Source organism: uncultured Bifidobacterium sp. (assembly GCF_959020145.1).
Lineage (GTDB): Bacteria > Actinomycetota > Actinomycetes > Actinomycetales > Bifidobacteriaceae > Bifidobacterium.
On the sequence record NZ_CAUEQY010000023.1, the window covers coordinates 1 to 17,591 of the forward strand.

Annotated in this window: 10 protein-coding genes and 1 pseudogene; 8 read left to right on the forward strand and 3 right to left on the reverse strand. The window is 58.8% G+C overall.

The features are described 5' to 3' along the window. Positions 1 to 803: pseudogene (locus Q5H33_RS06490) on the reverse strand (metallophosphoesterase); the annotation flags it as partial. A gap of 198 nt (positions 804 to 1,001) precedes the next feature. On the opposite strand from Q5H33_RS06490, the gene leuA reads away from it, so the two are divergent. After that, on the forward strand, positions 1,002 to 2,912 hold the full coding sequence (gene leuA, locus Q5H33_RS06495) for a 2-isopropylmalate synthase (RefSeq protein WP_302423635.1): 1,911 nt from the start codon (positions 1,002 to 1,004) through the stop codon (positions 2,910 to 2,912). Between the two features lie 143 nt (positions 2,913 to 3,055). Here the strand turns inward: leuA and Q5H33_RS06500 are convergent, their stop codons facing one another. After that, positions 3,056 to 4,714: a glycoside hydrolase family 43 protein gene (locus Q5H33_RS06500; protein ID WP_302423637.1), complete on the reverse strand. Its 1,659-nt coding sequence runs from the start codon at positions 4,712 to 4,714 to the stop codon at positions 3,056 to 3,058. Further along, a complete protein-coding gene (locus tag Q5H33_RS06505; RefSeq protein ID WP_302423639.1) occupies positions 4,711 to 6,297 on the reverse strand; it encodes a glycoside hydrolase family 43 protein in 1,587 nt (528 codons plus the stop codon). The genes Q5H33_RS06500 and Q5H33_RS06505 overlap by 4 nt, the downstream gene beginning before the upstream one ends. 101 nt (positions 6,298 to 6,398) lie before the next feature. Between Q5H33_RS06505 and Q5H33_RS06510 the strand changes: the two genes are divergently transcribed. The 7 genes from Q5H33_RS06510 (at position 6,399) to Q5H33_RS06540 (ending at position 17,309) form a co-directional block, all read left to right on the forward strand. After that, positions 6,399 to 8,516, forward strand: a complete 2,118-nt coding sequence (locus tag Q5H33_RS06510; RefSeq protein WP_302423640.1) for a family 43 glycosylhydrolase — start codon at positions 6,399 to 6,401, stop codon at positions 8,514 to 8,516. Positions 8,517 to 8,599: 83 nt separating this feature from the next. After that, positions 8,600 to 9,676 (forward strand): LacI family DNA-binding transcriptional regulator, encoded by a 1,077-nt coding sequence (locus Q5H33_RS06515; protein WP_022245262.1) that lies wholly within the window; start codon positions 8,600 to 8,602, stop codon positions 9,674 to 9,676. Positions 9,677 to 9,944: 268 nt separating this feature from the next. Further along, positions 9,945 to 10,961 carry a family 43 glycosylhydrolase gene (locus Q5H33_RS06520; RefSeq protein WP_117502021.1) on the forward strand — a complete coding sequence of 339 codons (1,017 nt, stop codon included), beginning with the start codon at positions 9,945 to 9,947 and terminating at the stop codon, positions 10,959 to 10,961. Between the two features lie 253 nt (positions 10,962 to 11,214). Then, positions 11,215 to 12,531, forward strand: a complete 1,317-nt coding sequence (locus tag Q5H33_RS06525) for an ABC transporter substrate-binding protein (protein WP_033524187.1) — start codon at positions 11,215 to 11,217, stop codon at positions 12,529 to 12,531. A 150-nt stretch (positions 12,532 to 12,681) separates the two neighbouring features. Further along, positions 12,682 to 13,629 carry a carbohydrate ABC transporter permease gene (locus Q5H33_RS06530; RefSeq protein WP_004220281.1) on the forward strand — a complete coding sequence of 316 codons (948 nt, stop codon included), beginning with the start codon at positions 12,682 to 12,684 and terminating at the stop codon, positions 13,627 to 13,629. Next, positions 13,626 to 14,534, forward strand: a complete 909-nt coding sequence (locus Q5H33_RS06535; RefSeq protein ID WP_302423644.1) for a carbohydrate ABC transporter permease — start codon at positions 13,626 to 13,628, stop codon at positions 14,532 to 14,534. The genes Q5H33_RS06530 and Q5H33_RS06535 overlap by 4 nt, the downstream gene beginning before the upstream one ends. A gap of 213 nt (positions 14,535 to 14,747) precedes the next feature. Continuing rightward, entirely contained in the window at positions 14,748 to 17,309 is a 2,562-nt protein-coding gene (locus Q5H33_RS06540; protein WP_302423645.1) for a beta-L-arabinofuranosidase domain-containing protein, read from the forward strand. The last annotated feature ends 282 nt before the right edge of the window (positions 17,310 to 17,591 follow it).

The following is a 17,591-nucleotide window of genomic DNA, read 5'->3' on the forward strand; positions in this document are numbered from 1 at the left end:
CCAGTATCCCCAGCATGCTCGCGATCGCCGGAATTACTGCGATCGCCGTCAAACGCATTATCCGCATAGTCGCCGGAATTCACCATCATCACGCTCATCGCAATGCGCCCAGACCCGTCGGAAGCCTCGATCGGAATCGCAAACGTGCCTGGTTCGAGCGCCAAAGGAGACGACCCGGCAACGGGATTCATGCAACCGGAAAACTCTCGGTAGATGTCATCCTGTTCGTCGGCGAGAATGCCGCACTGGAAATCGTGGTTGCCGTAGGTTGCGGCAAAGGGGATTCGCGCTTCCAATGCAGGTCCAAGGAATGCTGCGAACGTGTCTCGTACTTTCTGCCGCGTGCTGTCGAGTATGGCCGCGGCGGTCGCGCGATTGATGGATTGCGCCCATGATTCAAGCTTGTTGGCGGATCCGTTGCGCCCGTCGCGTTTGTTGCGTTTCACGAGTTTCGGCGAGTCGGTGCCGATGCCGTCGATCATCCAATTGTCGTCGGTCGGGGGCTGTTCGAGCAACGCTTTGGTGAAGGGATGTCGTTTGATGCCGCGGATTTTCGCTTCGATTTCGGTGACCGCTCGTATGTGCGTGCCCGGCTGCTCTCCGCGACGGCGCAGGAACGTGTCGATGTACGCGGGGTCGTATCCGCGAATCTGATCGCCGGTGAAGACGATCAGATCGGGATGCGTTTTCTTGATGGCGGCTTCGATGAGACGGATCGTGTCTTCGCGCACGTTTGGTCCGTCCTGAATATCGGCCATCTGCAGCACACGGAAGGTGCCGTCGCTGTTGAATCGCAAGGTCATGATGCTCACTGTAATGCGGCAAATTTGGATATGAGGTGAAAAAGAGACGAAAATCGTGGTCTGTCCGTCATATGGCGGAATGCCGGCGATATATGGGATTGGTTGCCGCTACTATGGGCGGCAGTGCAGGTAGGTAACATGCACGTAACAATGTGGGCCGGCAGAAGGCCTGCCCAGCTTTACAGATAAGGAGGAGTGATGGGTCAGGATCAATCTTCAGTGTTTGATCTCGCGGCAGTGGCTGCAGCGTCCAACGGAGGGAACAACGACCCGCTGCTGCCTCCGGCGCGTTATATTGGAGCTCCGCAAAAGCCCAGCAAGATGCCGTACAACAAGTACGTCGCATACGATAAGCAGGTGCCGTTTGATTTCCCGGAGCGTACGTGGCCGGGCAAGCGACTGCAGCGTGCACCGCGTTGGTGCTCCGTCGATCTTCGCGACGGCAACCAGGCCCTCGTCAACCCGATGGATTCCGAGCGCAAGCTGCGTTTCTGGAATCTGCTCGTGTCGATGGGCTTCAAGGAGATCGAGGTCGGCTTCCCGTCGGCTTCCGAAACCGATTACGATTTCATTCGTATGCTGATCGAGCGTGAGCTCATTCCTGACGATGTTACGATCGTGGTGCTGACGCAGGCTCGCGAGCACCTGATTCGCAAGACTTACGAGTGCCTGAAGGGTGCCAAGCGCGCCGTCGTGCACTTCTATAACTCCGTGTCCGTGCTACAGCGTGAGGTCGTGTTCCGCAAGGATAAAGCCGGCATCAAGAAGCTCGCCACCGACGCGGCCACCCTGTGCAAGGAGCTTGAGGGCGAAGCCCAGGGCATCGACCTGTATTACGAGTATTCTCCGGAATCCTTCACCGGCACCGAGCCGGAGTACGCCGTTGAGGTGTGCAATGCGGTGATCGACGTCATCAAGCCGACTCCGGAGCATCCGATGATCATCAATCTGCCGGCAACGGTGGAAATGACCACTCCGAACGTGTTCGCCGATCAGGTGGAATACGTGTCGAACAATCTGGTGCCGCGCGACGCCGTGGTGCTGTCGCTGCACCCGCACAACGACGAGGGCATGGGCGTGGCCGCCACCGAGCTGGCCGTGCTTGCCGGCGCCGATCGTGTCGAAGGCTGCCTGCTGGGCAACGGCGAGCGCACCGGCAACGTCGATCTGGTCACGCTTGGTCTGAACTTCCTCACGCAGGGCATCGATCCGCAGATCGATTATTCCAACGTTCCTGAGATTCGCAAGACGGTTGAGTACTGCAACCAGTTGAAGATTTCCGAGCGTCACCCGTATGCCGGCAATTTCGTGTTCACCGCCTTCTCCGGTTCTCACCAGGATGCCATCAAGAAGGGTCTTGAGGCTCGTCAGGTGGCCGCCGATCGTGCCGGTGCCGATTTGGACAGCTTCGTGTGGCTGGTGCCGTACCTGCCGATCGATCCGAAGGATATCGGCCGCACGTACGAGGCCATCATCCGCGTGAACTCCCAGTCCGGCAAGGGTGGCATGGCCTACCTGCTGAAGACCAACCACAATCTTGATCTGCCGAAGCGTCTGCAGGTCGAGTTCGACAAGGTTGTGCAGGCGTACGCCGATGAGACCAAGAAGGAAGTCAAGGACGAGGATATTTGGCGTCTGTTCAAGGACGAGTATCTGCCGGTCGAAGAGTCCGGCGCTACTGCGGCTGGTGCCGTGGTCGGCGACAGCAAGGACGAGTCCCTCGAGCAGTGGGGCCGTCTGAAGCTGCTGAAGGTGTCGGTGTCTTCCGGTGAAGATGGTTCCGATACCGTGCTGAAGGCCAGGATTCTTGACCGTGGCGTGAACGTCGGCGTTGATGAGCCGGTGGAGCGTGAGGTTTCCGGCATGGGCAACGGCCCGCTTGCCGCTTTCCTGAACGCGCTGAGCAACTTCGGCATCGAGGCTTCCGTGATGGATTACGTGGAGCACACCATGTCCGTCGGCACCGACGCCATGGCCGCCTCCTACGTGGAATGCCAGATCGGTGAGGAAGAGGATCCTCAGATCGTGTGGGGCGTCGGCATTGACACGTCCATCGTCACCAGCTCGCTGAAGGCCATTATTTCGGCCATCAACCGTTCCGAGCGCTGATTTCCGCGGGTTTTCGGTTCTCGTAGCTGAAGGGCTTGTGATGTACTTGCGAGTATGTCACAAGCCCTTTGCTTTTTGATTTCATAGGATTCCCGAGTTTCCGGATTTTCCAGTTTTTCCGGATTATTCGGAAACTCGGAAATTCAGGATTGCGATCCCCAAATGCAGACATTGTTGCCGATTGCGGAGAACGTCATGACCGGCTTGCCGTCGATCTCGCGGGGGAGTGTTGCGAACCGTGCAATGTAGGTCACGTCGTCCAATCGGATTTCCGCGTCGCTTGCGCAACAGTTGAATCCGTTCACGGCGCCGGAAAGCGGTTTCCACGATCCGCAGGTGATCGGCCCGTCCGTTGACCTCGGCAGATTCGCGTCGGGAGTATCGAAGAAACTTACGATTTCACCCCGGGTGATCCGCCCGTCCTCATGGAACGTATATCGCGTCGGACGATTGATGCCAGCGTACGTGCCATCATCCTCTTGCTTGCCGTTGAAGAACGTATGCTGATCATGCAGTACAACGTTGTAATCGCCTGTGATATCGGCAATGCCGGTCGGCGCAACGGCAACGGAACCGCGGTATTCGTATGGTGCCGCAACCAGCCAGCCGTCGGAAGTCGGCAGTAATTCGCGTACGTGAGATTCGTAATCTTCATCATCGCCCTCGCTAAAGCGTTCCGCGAAACGGGTGTGGTAGACGAGGAACATGCGACCGTCCTTCGACCGACGAATGGCGGAATTATGCCCCTGCGAGACTTCGACATCGGCAAGCTCTGCCGGACCGCCATCCCACTGTACGGAAGACGTCAATCGAATGCCGGTGCCGCGCTCCTGATTGTCGGGAATCTCACCGTACGAAATCGCGGGATTGCCGTTCTGGTCCACGTACGGGCCAAGCAGCGATTTTGAACGGAACAGACGAATCTGATATCCGCCGGTGCGCCCAAGCCAGCCGTACGACATGAACAGATACCACCATCCGTTTTCACGAATGAAGTACGATCCTTCGCCGGAATTCCAGTAGCCTCCGGCCACTTTCACGCCGTAATAAGGATCGGAGGAATCCTTGACCAGCGGGTATCGCACGGAATAATCGCGCAAGCCGGTTTTCGAATCGAGCTTGAACATCCAGATGCCGCCGAACCATGAACCGAAACTCATCCACATTTCGCTGTGCTCGCACAATGCGGGCGCTGCGTCGATGGCGTTGATGCGTGTGTCCTTCAACGACAGATAGCGCGTCAGATCATAGTCGGTGGTGCCTTCGGCGTTCGGCTCGAGTTCCAGCACTTTCGGCACGTCGGTGTTCCACAGATTGTGCTCGTCGAAACCGGAGTAGACCACCGGCCCCACGTACGTCCAGTCGCCGTCCAGATGGTCGGCGGTCAACAGCACGATCACCGAGCGGAACTGGTCGCCGTTCACCGACAGGTACATGCACCACTTGCCCATGGTCTCGTTCCAGATCACGTCGGGCGCCCACGTGTTGCCGAGCAGGTCGGGATTGGAATCCTGTTTCGGCCATGCCTGCCAAATATCGCCGAGCAGCGCGTACGGGTCGCGGCTCAGATTGTTATCGAACCGTTCCCAATGCACCATATCCGTGCTGCGTGCGCACCGGCGATGCGTGCCGAACAGGTAGTAGATGCCGTTCTCTTCGACGATTGCGGGATCGTGCACGGCCACCCGACCGTTGGCGAGCGTGTGCTCGATGCCGTTGGGCGAGGTGGCCGGTGCCGCAGATAGTGGTTCTGCAGACGATTGCACTGCAGCATTCACGGTTGTTGTGCCGTTTTCACTCACTTCTGCGACCCCCAAATGCACAGATTGTTTGTGCCCAGAGCGCTGAAGGTCATGACTGCCTTGCGATCCTTGTCTCGTGGAAGCTTGTCGAACGCGCCGGAATACGTGACTTCGCCCTCGTTGCCGGTGAGCTTAAGCGTCATCTGGTTGGCGCCTTCCACGGCCTCCCAAGTGCCCGTCTGGTCGCCGGTCACGGTGCCGTCTTCCTTCAGGGTGATGTTGATGGGCTTGTTCACGCCGCGATAGTCGGTGCTCGTCTTATCGGTGACCTTCTTCGGCCCCTTGAAATAACTGGACTTGTCGTGCGTCACCATCTCGTAATCGCCGGCGATGTCGGCGGTCTTGTAGCCCTTCTTGTCGGCCTTGGTGCCCGTGTATTCGTACGGTGCGGCCACCAGCCATCCGTCGGCGGTCGGCAGCAGCTCGTGCACGCGCACCTCATGCTTTTCGCCGGAACCGGAGAAACGGGTATGGTACACGAGGTAAGCGGTGCTGTCGTCGTCAACGAACGCGGAATTGTGGCCCTGGGAGACTTCGATATTCGCGTTGTCGTTGCCGCTCCACTGGATCGAGCTCATCAGGCGCTCACCGATGTCGCTTTGCCAGTTGTTGCCGATGGCCTTGGTGGAAATCGCGGTGTTGCCGGCTTCGTCAACGTACGGGCCGGTGATGTCCTTGGAGCGGAACATGCGGATCTGGTAGCCACCGGTCTGCTGCAGCGCGCCGTAGGAGGCGAATAGATACCAGTAGCCGTTGTCGTGCAGCAGGTAGGAGCCTTCGCCGGAGTTGCCGAAGCCGCCGCCGAGCTTCACGCCATAGTAGGCGTCGGACTTGTTCGCTTCGGTGGGGTAGGTGGAGTTGTAGTCGCGCAGGCCGGTCGTCGGGTCGAGCTTGAACATCCACATGCCGCCGAACCAGGAGCCGAAGGTCATCCACATGTCGCCGTTGTCATCGGTTTTCACGCACGGGTCGATGGCGTTGATGCCGGTGTCGGTCTGCGAGGTGTAACGGGTGATGTCGGCATCCTCGCCAAGCACCTGCGGCACGTCGGTCTTCTTCACGTTCACGCGTTCGAAGCCGGAATAGACCACTGGGCCAACGTACGTCCAATCGCCTTCGATGTCGTCGGCGGTGAGCAACACGATCACAGAACGGTAGTTCGCGCCGTTGATCGACATGTACATGCACCACTTGCCCATGGTCTCGTTCCAGATCACGTCCGGTGCCCACATGTTGCCTTTGACGTCAGGATTGGAGGACTGCTTCGCCCAGCCGTCCCAAATGTCTTTGAAGATCTTCTCGTAGTCGGTGCTCAGATTGTTGGTGAAGGTGCTCCAGTTGATCAGATCGTCGCTTTTGAGCCAAGCGCGATGCGAGCCGAAAATATAGTATTTTCCGTTGGCTTTGACGATGGAGGGATCATGCGATTCGCCGCGCTTGATGCTGGCGGTGCTGGTTTCGGCTTTCGACGATGCGGACGATTGCTTCGTCGAATTGCCGGAGCATCCGGTGAGCGTTCCGACCAGCATGGCTGCGGCGATGATGCCTGCCGCGATCTGCTTTGCTGTTGTACGGAATTTCATTTTTCCCCTTCCTTGCGGATGACATTGATTTGTACAACGATGTAATTTCTTGTATAGTGTACAACGTTGTAAAGAAAAGTCGAATCATAAGGGGTTTCTCGATGTCGAGTTCCTACGAATTGCTGTGCTACACGCGCGAAGCTACCGGCCGTGAAAAGGCGAATAATGAGGACATCGCCTATAGCATGCACCTTGCGTTGCGTGCCGATGGGGCCGCCCAATGGGAGCCGCTCAACGAGAATTACGGTATTTTCTTCGCCGCCGGCGTGCCTATTCAGGCCGCCACCGCCGAGTCGCGCCGAGCGTGCGTCGCGGCGGCGCATTTCGTCGCCGATCCGTTCGATGAGGCGCATCCGGCCACCGATGCCGTCGCATATGGCGCGGTGATGCCGGGGATCGACATCACGTTGAAATCCCTGAAGAACCCGTATCTGTTCCGCCTTGCGGATGGCCGATTCGCGCTCGCCGCCACCCGTACCGCGCGCGGCGGCGAGCCGGATGGCTCCGAGCGATCGGCGTTCCTGTTGGCCGTCAGCGACGATCTGACCTCCTTCGCGCAGCTTGGACTGGTGATGCTGCGTACCGGCGGTGGCGTCAATCGTCCGTCTGTCGTATTCGACGCGGACGCCTCCCGTTATGTGATTTCCTGGACGTCGAACGACGGCAAATCGTATGTCGCGACCGTTGCCGATATTGTCGCCGCGGCCGAATCCGGCGAGCCGATCGATATTGCGGAAGCTGTGGTAACGGCGGAATCAAGCCGTTCCTGCGATTGCAATATTCCCAATGCCGTTCCTGGCAACGTGATTGCCGTCACTGAAGAAGAAGCATCGAAACTGATCGAACGATTCGGTCGTATTTACAACGTTGAAACATCGGTGGCGACGCAGCATATCGACATGGCGGCAAGCAGGGAAGCGGCCCGTGAAGCCGTGCAGGCACTCGCCAAGGTCCGCGCCGATCTCGTCTACAGCGACGGTTCCGGTGCCACCCGTGCCGTGGATTGGAACAAAGACGAACTTGAGGCGATTGCGCAGGACGCCGCCGAAGGCAAGCTCCAGCCGGGCGACACGCGCACGGTGAGCGGCCGCATCCGCCAAACCGTATACCCGGTGCCATTTGCCGTGGAGCGTGCGGACCCGTCGGTGTTCGCTTGGAATTTCAACGGCAAGCCGATGTTCATGTTCATCGCCACCGACGATACCGACGGCAACTGCGTCGATCCGAACGATGGCGCCACGCATATGCCGTTGCGCATCGCCGACTCCATCGAAGCGCTTTCCGACGCGGCGGGCGGCCGTGCCAAGGAAATCGATCTGCTCAAATGCGGTGATTACAACGCTGAAGGACGCGCCATGACCGGCTGCTTCTGGGCGCCGGAACTGCATGTCATCGATGGAAAACTGTCGGTGCTCTTCATGCCATGCTTCGATGGGCCGGCCACCAATCCAGACGGCACGCCCAACGATCGCGCGGGCAAGCCGGACATGTGGACGGGCAGCTGCCATATCATGCAGCTCAAGCAGCATTCCGACGGCACGGATTTCGATCCGCGCGAACCCGAAAACTGGACGGTGCCGAAGCCGATTCTCACACCGACCGGCGGCGTGCTCAATCCCATCCAACGTATCTCGCTCGACATGACCGTCATCAGCGATTCCGGCCGCTGGTATTACGCGTGGCAGCAGGTCGGCAGCATTTGGATCGCCAGCTTCGATCCGGCCCGTCCGGAACGGCTTACCTGCGAGCCGAAGCAGGTCGTTGTACCGGAATTCGCGTGGGACAATATGATCGCCGAAGGTCCGAACGCCATCGTGCATGACGGCACGATCTATCTGATCTATTCCGGCTCGCTGGTCGGCATCGATTACACCACCGGTCTGGTCACCGCTCCGGCCGGGCAGGACGCCGATCTGACCGATCCGAACGTGTGGACGAAGCTCGACTATCCGCTGCAGAAATCCGGAGTATACAACGGGCAGTGGCAGCTCGGCACCGGACATGGCATGTGGTCGAACGATGAGGACGGCAATCTCATCTATGTATTTCACAATGCGGAATACGAGAATGGACGGTATGGCGGCCGCGACGCCCAGGTGCGCCGCGTGCACTGGTCCAAGGAGGGTATGCCGATACTGGACATGCAGGCGGCGGAAGAGCTCAATCCGGACTATGCTGATATAACGATGAAAATCGTGGTTTCCGGCAATCAAGGCTGATTTCGTTGGCTTCAGCGCTGCAAGGGGCGAAAGCCGGTGTTGGGGCCGAATGTATGAGACGTTTTTGGTGAAAAGGGGTTGACATGCCGAAGCAGAATGGCGCCAACGGCGAGCACGTGGTGACCATGCGCGAGGTCGCGAAGGCGGCCGGCGTATCGATCAAAACGGTGTCCAATGTGGTCAACGATTACGAGTTCGTGTCGCAGGCCACGCGAGACAAGGTCAACAAGGCCATCGACGAGCTCGGCTACACGTTGAACGTGTCCGCGCGCAATCTGCGTAGGGGGCAGACCGGCATCATCGGCCTCGCCATTCCCGATCTGCAGATGCCGTACTTCGCGCAGCTTTCGTCGCTGGTCATCGAAGAGGCCAAGAAGCTGGGCCTGCGCGTGATCGTCGAGCCGACGCAATACTCGCGCGAAGGCGAGATTGAGGCGTTGCACGGCTCCCAGCAGACGATGATCGACGGCCTGATCTACAGTCCATTGGAACTTGATCAGGATGATGTCGACCAATTGGACGTGGACTATCCGCTGGTGCTTGTCGGCGAACGCATCTTCACCGACAAGGTGGACCATATCGCCACGGAAAACGTGGAAGGTGCCAAGCGCGCCACGTCGTATCTGCTGCAGACCGGCTGCAAGCGCGTGGCCGTGGTCGGCGTGCATCCGGGCGAGAAGGTCGGCTCCGCCGCGCTGCGCTATCAGGGCTACCTTGAGGCGTTGGAGGAGGCCGGCGTCGAATTCGACGAGCGTTTGGTGGTCGAGTCGGGCATGTGGCATCGTAGCGATGGCGTGCGCGTGATGAACGCGCTGCTTGATTCCGGCGTGGTTCCCGACGGCGTCGTCGCGCTGAACGACATGCTCGCCTCCGGTGTGATGCATGCGATCCAGATGCACAATCTGCGCATTCCCGAAGATATTTCGGTGATCGGTTTTGATAATTCCGACGATTCGCAGTATTTGTCTCCTGCGTTGACGTCGATTGCTCCCGGTCTTGAGGCGGTGGCGCGTCTGTCGGTGAAATTGCTGAAGGATCGTATCGACGGGGTTTCGCCGTCGAAGGATCTCAAGCCGGAGCAGAAGGTGTTCCGCAAGGTTTCGTCGTCGTTGGTGGTGCGTCAGTCCACCAAGCTGCCCACGAATTCCTTGGTGGTGTGATCTTCCTTCCTTCTTTTTCTTCTTCTTTTGGAAGAAAGGAAGTGATTGGTGCCTCGGCGCTTGCGTCCGGTTTTTTACGGATTGCCGGTGCCGAGGTTTTTGTTTTCCCTTTCTGGCGATTGTCTGTTGCCGGGTACTGCGATTCGATTCTTCCGAGGAGTCGGATGCGAGAAACACGCGGTGCGTTCCTCCGATTTGTTACAACGTTGTAATAGTGATATATTCAACGTTGTAAATTACTGGAACAGCGGATTGAAAAGGAATAGACATGGCTGTTTACAACAATCCGATCGTGCTTCAGCGCGCAGATCCTTGGGTCCTCAAAGTTGACGGCGAGTACTACTTCACTGGCTCCGACCCGGAATACAACTGCATCGCCATTCGTCACGCATCGAATATCAACGACCTGCAGAAGGCCCCCGAAACGGTGGTGTGGCGCAAGCATGAATCCGGCCCCGCGAGCATCTATATTTGGGCGCCGGAACTGCACCGCATCAACGGCGCTTGGTACATCTACTTCGCAGGCGCCGCAACGGATTTCGAGGCTTCCGGGCTGCCGACGCATCGTATGTTTGTGCTGGAGAACACCGATGACGACCCCACCACCGACAACTGGGTGGAGAAGGGCCAGATCGTCACTCCGATCGACTCCTTCGCGCTTGACGCCACCACCGAGGTGATCGACGGCGTGCAGTACCTGGTGTGGGCCCAGAAAGATCCCGCGATCGAAGGCAATTCCAACCTGTACATCGCCAAGATGGCCAATCCGTGGACGTTGGGCAGCGAGCCCGTCATGCTCACCAAGCCGGAATATGACTGGGAGTGCATCGACTTCCTGGTCAACGAGGGTCCGGCCTTTCTGTTCCATGAAAACAAGATCTACATCACGTACTCCGCCTCCGGCACCGGCGTTCCGTATGCCGTGGGACTGCTGACCGCCGAACGCGGCAGCGATCTGCTGGACAAGGCCTCCTGGACCAAAAGTCCGGTGCCGGTGTTCAAGACCTGCGCCGAGAACGGCCAGTATGGTCCGGGGCATAATTCGTTCACCAAGTCCGAGGACGATTCCGAAGACCTGATGATCTACCATTGCCGCAACTACACGGAGATCAAGGGTGATCCGCTGTTCGACCCGAATCGTCATGCCCGTGTCGGCGTGGTCAAGTGGACGGAGAACGGCCCCGACTTCGGCGTGCCGGAACCCGACAATCTGTGGACCCCAACCACCACGGACGTGCTGCCAGCCGATGGCGGCGCTCTTGCGGGAACGCCGGTAGCGAACTGACTTGCGTAATCGTAAGAAACGTTGCGATTCCAATAAAAACGAATAATTGAAGATTATAAAGAAAACAGCTTTTCCATCGGCGTGTTTCCGATTTGTACAACGATGGAAAAAGCTGTATAATCAGAATTACAACGTTGCAAACGGCAGTGCAGCTGACGAAGCGTGAACGACATCGCAAACAAGGTTGTTGATGAATGTCACGGCAACGGTTGGAGGAAATGTCTTGGGAGACCAAGAGGAAAAGGAGAAATCCATGAAGATCAAGAAGAGCACCAAGGCTCTCGCGGCCGCGGCCTCCCTGGCCATGATGGCCACCGTCGGCCTGTCCGCCTGCGGCGGCAGCAGCAACGACGCCGAGACGACCGCTGACGGCAAGGTCAAGATCACGATGTGGCACGGCTTCTCTGAGGCCGATGGCAAGACCCTCGAGTCCATCGTCGACGACTTCAACAAGTCCCAGGACAAGTACGAGATCGACGCCCAGCTGCAGCCGTGGAGCACCATCGGCGAGACCATGGTGACCAAGGTCACCTCCGGCGACGGCCCGGACTTCGTGACCACCGGCGCCGACAACGGCCAAGGCTGGTCCATCGACGGCACCTTCCAGTGCGTCACCGATTTCTATGACGACAAGGACAGCGGCACCGATGAGTACATCGAGAACGTCGTTGACCAGATCACCTTCAACATCGACGGTTCCGAAGAGAAGTGCGGCGTCCCGATGGGCTACGCGCCGACCGCCGTGTGGTACAACACCGACATGTGGAAGGCTGCCGGCCTGACCGACGCCGACTACCCGCAGACCTGGGATGAGCTGCTCGAAGTCGCTAAGAAGCTCACCAAGTCCGATGGCTCCCAGTACGGCATCGCTTTGCCGGATCTCGGCTGGGCTCCGTTCCTGAAGGGCAACGGCTCCGGCATCTACACCACCGATGGCAAGGTCTCCATCAACACCAAGGAGAACAAGGCCTTCCTCGAGAAGATGCGTGACTTCTACAAGGGCGGCTACTCCGTGTCCGGCATGGATGAGACCGCTGCTCGTGAATCCTTCGAATCCGGCCAGTCCGCAATGGTGATCGTCGGACCGTGGGAGGATCAGGCCTCCACCGACAAGGGCATCAACCACGACCTGTTCCCGGTTCCGAACGGTGACGGCACCTATGTGTACCCAGACGGCACCAAGGGTTCCAACACCGGCTCCACCGGTCTGTACTGGTGGGTCACCTCCCAGGTTGGCGACTCCGCTAAGAAGCAGGGCATCTACGACTTCTTCAAGTTCTACAACAACCACGACAACCAGGTGACCTGGTCCCTCGGTTCCGCCTATCCGCCGAACAACACCACCGTCACCGCCGATGAGCTCTCCGAGCGTCCGCTGATCGCCAAGATCGGTGAGAACACCAGCAAGTCCTTCATCGGTATCGCAGGCCTCAAGGGCGGCTTCGGCGACATCGCCGCCTCCGTCGACACCCTGACCTCCAACACCGCCCGCACCGACGACGACATCCAGAGCCTGCTGGACGACGCCGAATCCCAGATCCAGGGCTACCTCGACGAGTACGCCGAGTAAGCGAAGCGGGATTCACCTACAATCAACATAAGTGAGCGGGCCTGACCCGCTCACCACCCCAGCAAAAGGCCACGGTGCTGGCCCTCACGCCAGCGACGTGGCCTTTTGCTGTATTAAAAACACATCCCTGGTGGCATTAAGGAGGAGATAATGGCACAAGCAACTGCCGCCCCAGGATCCGCGCATTCCGCAGTGGCCAAGGAGAACAAGAAGGCGATTCAGGCCCGCAACCTGCGCACCGGCCTGCTGTTCACCGCACCGGCCCTCATCGTTCTCGCAATCTTCGTTTTCTATCCGGCAATCAAGACGTTCATCACGTCTCTGACTTCCGACCGCATCAACCGCGCCGGCAAGTTCGTCGGCTTCGACAACTACGTCAAGCTGTTCCAAAGCGCCGACTTCTGGACCGACGTCAAGAACACCCTCGTCTACGCAGTGGCCTACGCTCCGATCGTCGTGATCGTCGCACTCGCGTTCGCACTGCTGCTCAACCGCAAGGATCTCAAGTTCGTCGGATTCTTCCGTACCTGCATGTTCCTGCCGTTCGTCATCTCCCTGACCGTCGCCGCCATCGCATGGCAGTTCATCCTCTCCCCGTCGCTAGGCCTGGTTCCGTACTGGATCCAGCAGCTGACCGGCATCGCGCACGTCGATCTGCTCGGCACCCGCGAAACCGCCATGGCGGCCATCGTCTTCATCACCGTGTGGAAAAACTTCGGCTACTTCATGGTCATCTTCCTCGCAGGTCTGCAGGGCATCTCCGCCGAACTGTATGAGGCCGCTTCCCTCGACGGCGCCTCCGCATGGCAGAAGTTCCGTTACATCACCCTTCCGGCGCTGCGCCCGACCTTCAACTATGTGGTCATCTTCGGCCTCATCGGTTCCTTCCAGGTCTTCGATCAGGTCTTCATCCTGACCTCCGGCGGCCCGGCACGCGCCACCGAAACCATCGTGTACCGCATCTACACCGAGGCATTCGGCAACGGCAAGCTCGGTTACGCATCCGCACTGTCGTACGTGCTGCTGATCATGACGCTCATCGTGGGCCTCATCCAGCTGTACACCAACAACAAGCATGAGAAGGAGGAAATCGCATGAGCACCGCGACTCTTTCCGCACAAGAGCAAGAGAATGCCCGCATCAACGCCGAAAACGAGCGTCTTCGCAAGCAGGCGACCCGCAAGCGTCGCATCGGCCTGGGCTTCAGCTACTTCGCACTGATCCTCATCACCATCCTGATGATCTTCCCGCTGCTGATCGTCGTGCTGGTGTCGTTCACCCCGAACGCCATCACGCAGACCTGGCCGCCGAAGCTCATTCCGAGCCAGTTCACCCTTGAAAACTACCAGTCGCTGTTCAAACGTCTGCCGATCGGCCGAGAAATGCTCAACACCGTCATCTTCGCCGGTGCCGTGACCATCATCTCCGTGTTCTTCGACTCCCTGGCCGCCTACGGCCTGTCCCGTGTGGACTTTAAGGGCCGTGGCCTGCTGCTCGGCGTGCTGATCGCCACCATGATGATCCCGGGCATGGCCCTGCTCATCCCGGTGTACAAGCTGCTCGCCAACATGGGCCTCATCAACAGCTACTGGGGCATCATCATCCCGCGTATGGCCGACGTCGGCGGCATCTTCCTGCTGCGCCAGTTCTTCATCTCCATTCCGAAGGACCTCGACAACGCGGCCCGCATCGATGGCGCAGGCGAATTCCGCATCTTCGCGCAGATCATCCTGCCGAACGCGGTGCCGGCCATCCTCACCGTGGGCATGTTCAACTTCATGGGCAACTGGAACGACCTGCTCTGGCCGTTGATCATGACTTCCAAGCCGGAGACCCGCACCATCACCGCAGGCCTCGCAATGCTGACCGGCCACGGTTCCTCCGTCACCCCGTACGGCGTGGTGATGGCAGGCGCCCTGATCTCCGCACTGCCGCTGCTGGTGGTCTTCTTCTTGGTGCAGAAGCGCTTCGTCGAAGGCATCGCCATGACCGGCATGAAGTAAAGCCCAACTTCATCGCCTGATCAAACAATCCATAATTGAAAATCCATAATTGAACCTTGTTTTCCTTCCTTCGATAACCGCACCGTTTGGTGCATAGAACAAGGCCGTCGGCGTGGCTCCTCCCCACGGTGGCGGCCTTGTTCTGTATTCTCGTAAAAAACGTTTGTACACGTATTCGATACACGTATGTAGACGACGCAAAGGAGCGCGCATATGACTTCGCATATTCTCGAACGGGTCCCCCTACAGCAGGTGAGGCTACTGCCAGGAGAACATTTTGACGCGCAGCAGGCCGGCGCGCGGTACCTGCTTGATCTCGACGTCGATCGCCTGCTATATCCCTTCCGCAGGGAGGCGGGACTGCCGCAGCCGACCGATGCCGACGGCAATCCGGTAACGTCGTACCCGAATTGGGAGGAAACGGGGCTTGACGGCCATATCGCAGGGCATTATCTGTCGGCTTGCGTCGGATTCGCGCAAGTCTCAGACGATCCGCAACCGTTCATCGACCGCGCCGCCACCGTGGTGCGGTCATGGCATGAATGCCAGCAGTCGTTTGCCGGCGATGCTGTGATGCGCGGGTATGTGGGTGGTGTGCCTGATTCTCGCACCGTGTTCGGGCGCCTTGCCGCAGGCGATGTTGAATCGCAGAATTTCTCGATGAACGACGCATGGGTGCCCATGTACAACGTTCATAAAACGTTCGCCGGTTTGTTGGATACATGGACCGATTTTGCTTCTATCGATGAACAGACTTCGCAGCTGGCACGTACCGTCGTGCTTGATCTGGCCGATTGGTGGTGCCGTATCGCCGAGCCGCTGGACGACGAGACCTTCGACAGGATTCTGGTGAGCGAATTCGGCGGCATGTGCGAATCGTTCGCCGAACTGTACGCGCGTACCGGCGAGGAGCGCTACCATGTGATGGCCGACCGCTTCAAAGACCACACCATTTTCGACCCGCTGGCGCAAGGCGAGGATGTGCTCACCGGTATGCACGCCAACACGCAGATTCCCAAAGTGCTTGGATGGGAACGTTTGGGCGCGATTTGCAACGATGAACAGGCCGACGCCGCCACTAACACCTTCTGGGATTCCGTGGTACATCACCGTTCCGTAAGCATCGGCGCGCATTCCGTGTCCGAGCATTTCCACCCGACGGACGATTTTTCATCCATGATCGAATCGCGAGAAGGCCCGGAAACCTGCAATTCGTACAACATGTCGAAACTTGCGGAACGACTGTGGCTGCGTTCCGGCAGCGCCGACTATATCAACTTCTACGAGCGGGTGCTGGAAAATCACCTGCTGTCCACCATCAATCCGAAGCAGCCGGGATTCGTGTATTTCACGCCGATGCGATCGCAGCATTATCGTGCCTATTCCACACCTCAGGAATGCTTCTGGTGTTGCGTCGGCTCGGGATTGGAGAATCACGCCCGATATGGACGATTGATTTACGCGCTGCAGCGGCCGGCTGCGCAGGATTCGGCTGATTCGGCTGCTGCTGGTTTTGCCAGTTCTGCCGCCGAGACGGGCAATACCGTTTCAAACAATGCCGAGGCGGAAGCTACGCGCCTGCTGGTCAATCTGTACATCGATTCCACCTTCGACTGCCCGGAGCAGGGTCTGCGCATCACGCAGCGCGCCGCTCGCATTGAGGATGGCGTCGATTACACGGTGACGTTCACATTGGAATCCACGGCCGAGCATGTTCCCGATACTCCCGGTGGTTTGCGGGAAACCACGCTGTTTCTGCGCCGTCCGTGGTGGGCGGAGCATTACGGCGTCATGGAGGCCACATGCGCCGTCTGCACGCTTGATCCGGCACGCACCAACGATATTCCCGAAGGATATCTGCCGTTGCGTCTGCGCTGGAACGGCGTTGCGGAAGTGGTGATGCGGTTGCGGCCGCGGATCACCGTCGAGCGTATGCCGGACGGTTCGCCTTGGGTCAGTTTCATGAAGGGGCCGAAGGTGATGGCGCTGGCTTCGGATAGCGACGATATGGACGGCGAATTCGCGGACGCCGGCCGTATGAGTCATATTGCCACCGGTCCGTTGCGTCCGCTCGTATCCATGCCGATCATCAACGGCAATCCGGTCAAGGCGTGCGCGCAGGTTTCCAGACCGTACGTGCATGGCCTCACCGTTGCCGCGACGGACGTTTCCGGCCGTACCATGCTGTTCGACATGCATGAGTTCAGCAGTATGCATGGCTGCCGGTATTCCGTGTATCTGCCGGTTGCCGACGATGGCAACGTGTGTGCGTTGCGCGCGCAACTGGCCGATATCGATGCGCGTCAGGCCGCTAGCGAGCAGACCGTTGTCGACACCATCGCATGCGGTCAGCAGCAATCGGAAATCGATCATCGGTATTCGGGCGATAACGACATGATGGGTGCCGACGGCACGTTGCATTGGCGTCGCGCGTTGGCTGGTGGCGAATTCCAGTATGCGATGCGCGGGCGTGGTCAGGCGCATCGTTTGGAAATCGAGGTGATTGCCGATTCCGCGGAAAGCGACGGTGAAAACGCGGCGTATGAAGTGACGCTCGACGGCCTGCCATTGCAGCGTGGCGAGCATCGTCGCATCGACGGCGATCCCACGGCAATCGACGTGTATCCGCTGCCGGATGCCGCAGAAACTGCGGAAACCGCGGAAAATATTGAGAATACCGGAGAAAACGACAATGCTGACGACGCTGCGATCGTACGCATCTCGGCTTCGGCGCATGACGGCGCGAAAATCACCGCCCTACGATTGCATAAGTAGGATTGCAGCGATGAAAATCGCGATATGGCAGACGACTGACCGTCCGGGGGCGTCTGCCATGGCGATCCGGTGATTGGAGGATGCTGATACGCATTGTGGCGGCAACGATGGTATTCGTTGCCGCCACAATGTTTTTTGCGGTTGCTTTGCCGGTTGCCGTTCCGGCTGGCGTCGGTTGCCGTCAATGAGTGGGTGTCTTGCCTGCCGCCGACGGTCGTTGCGACGGTTATTGGGCTCCGTTTGACTGGTCGTCTCCGGAGTTGTCGCCACTGCTGTTGCCGC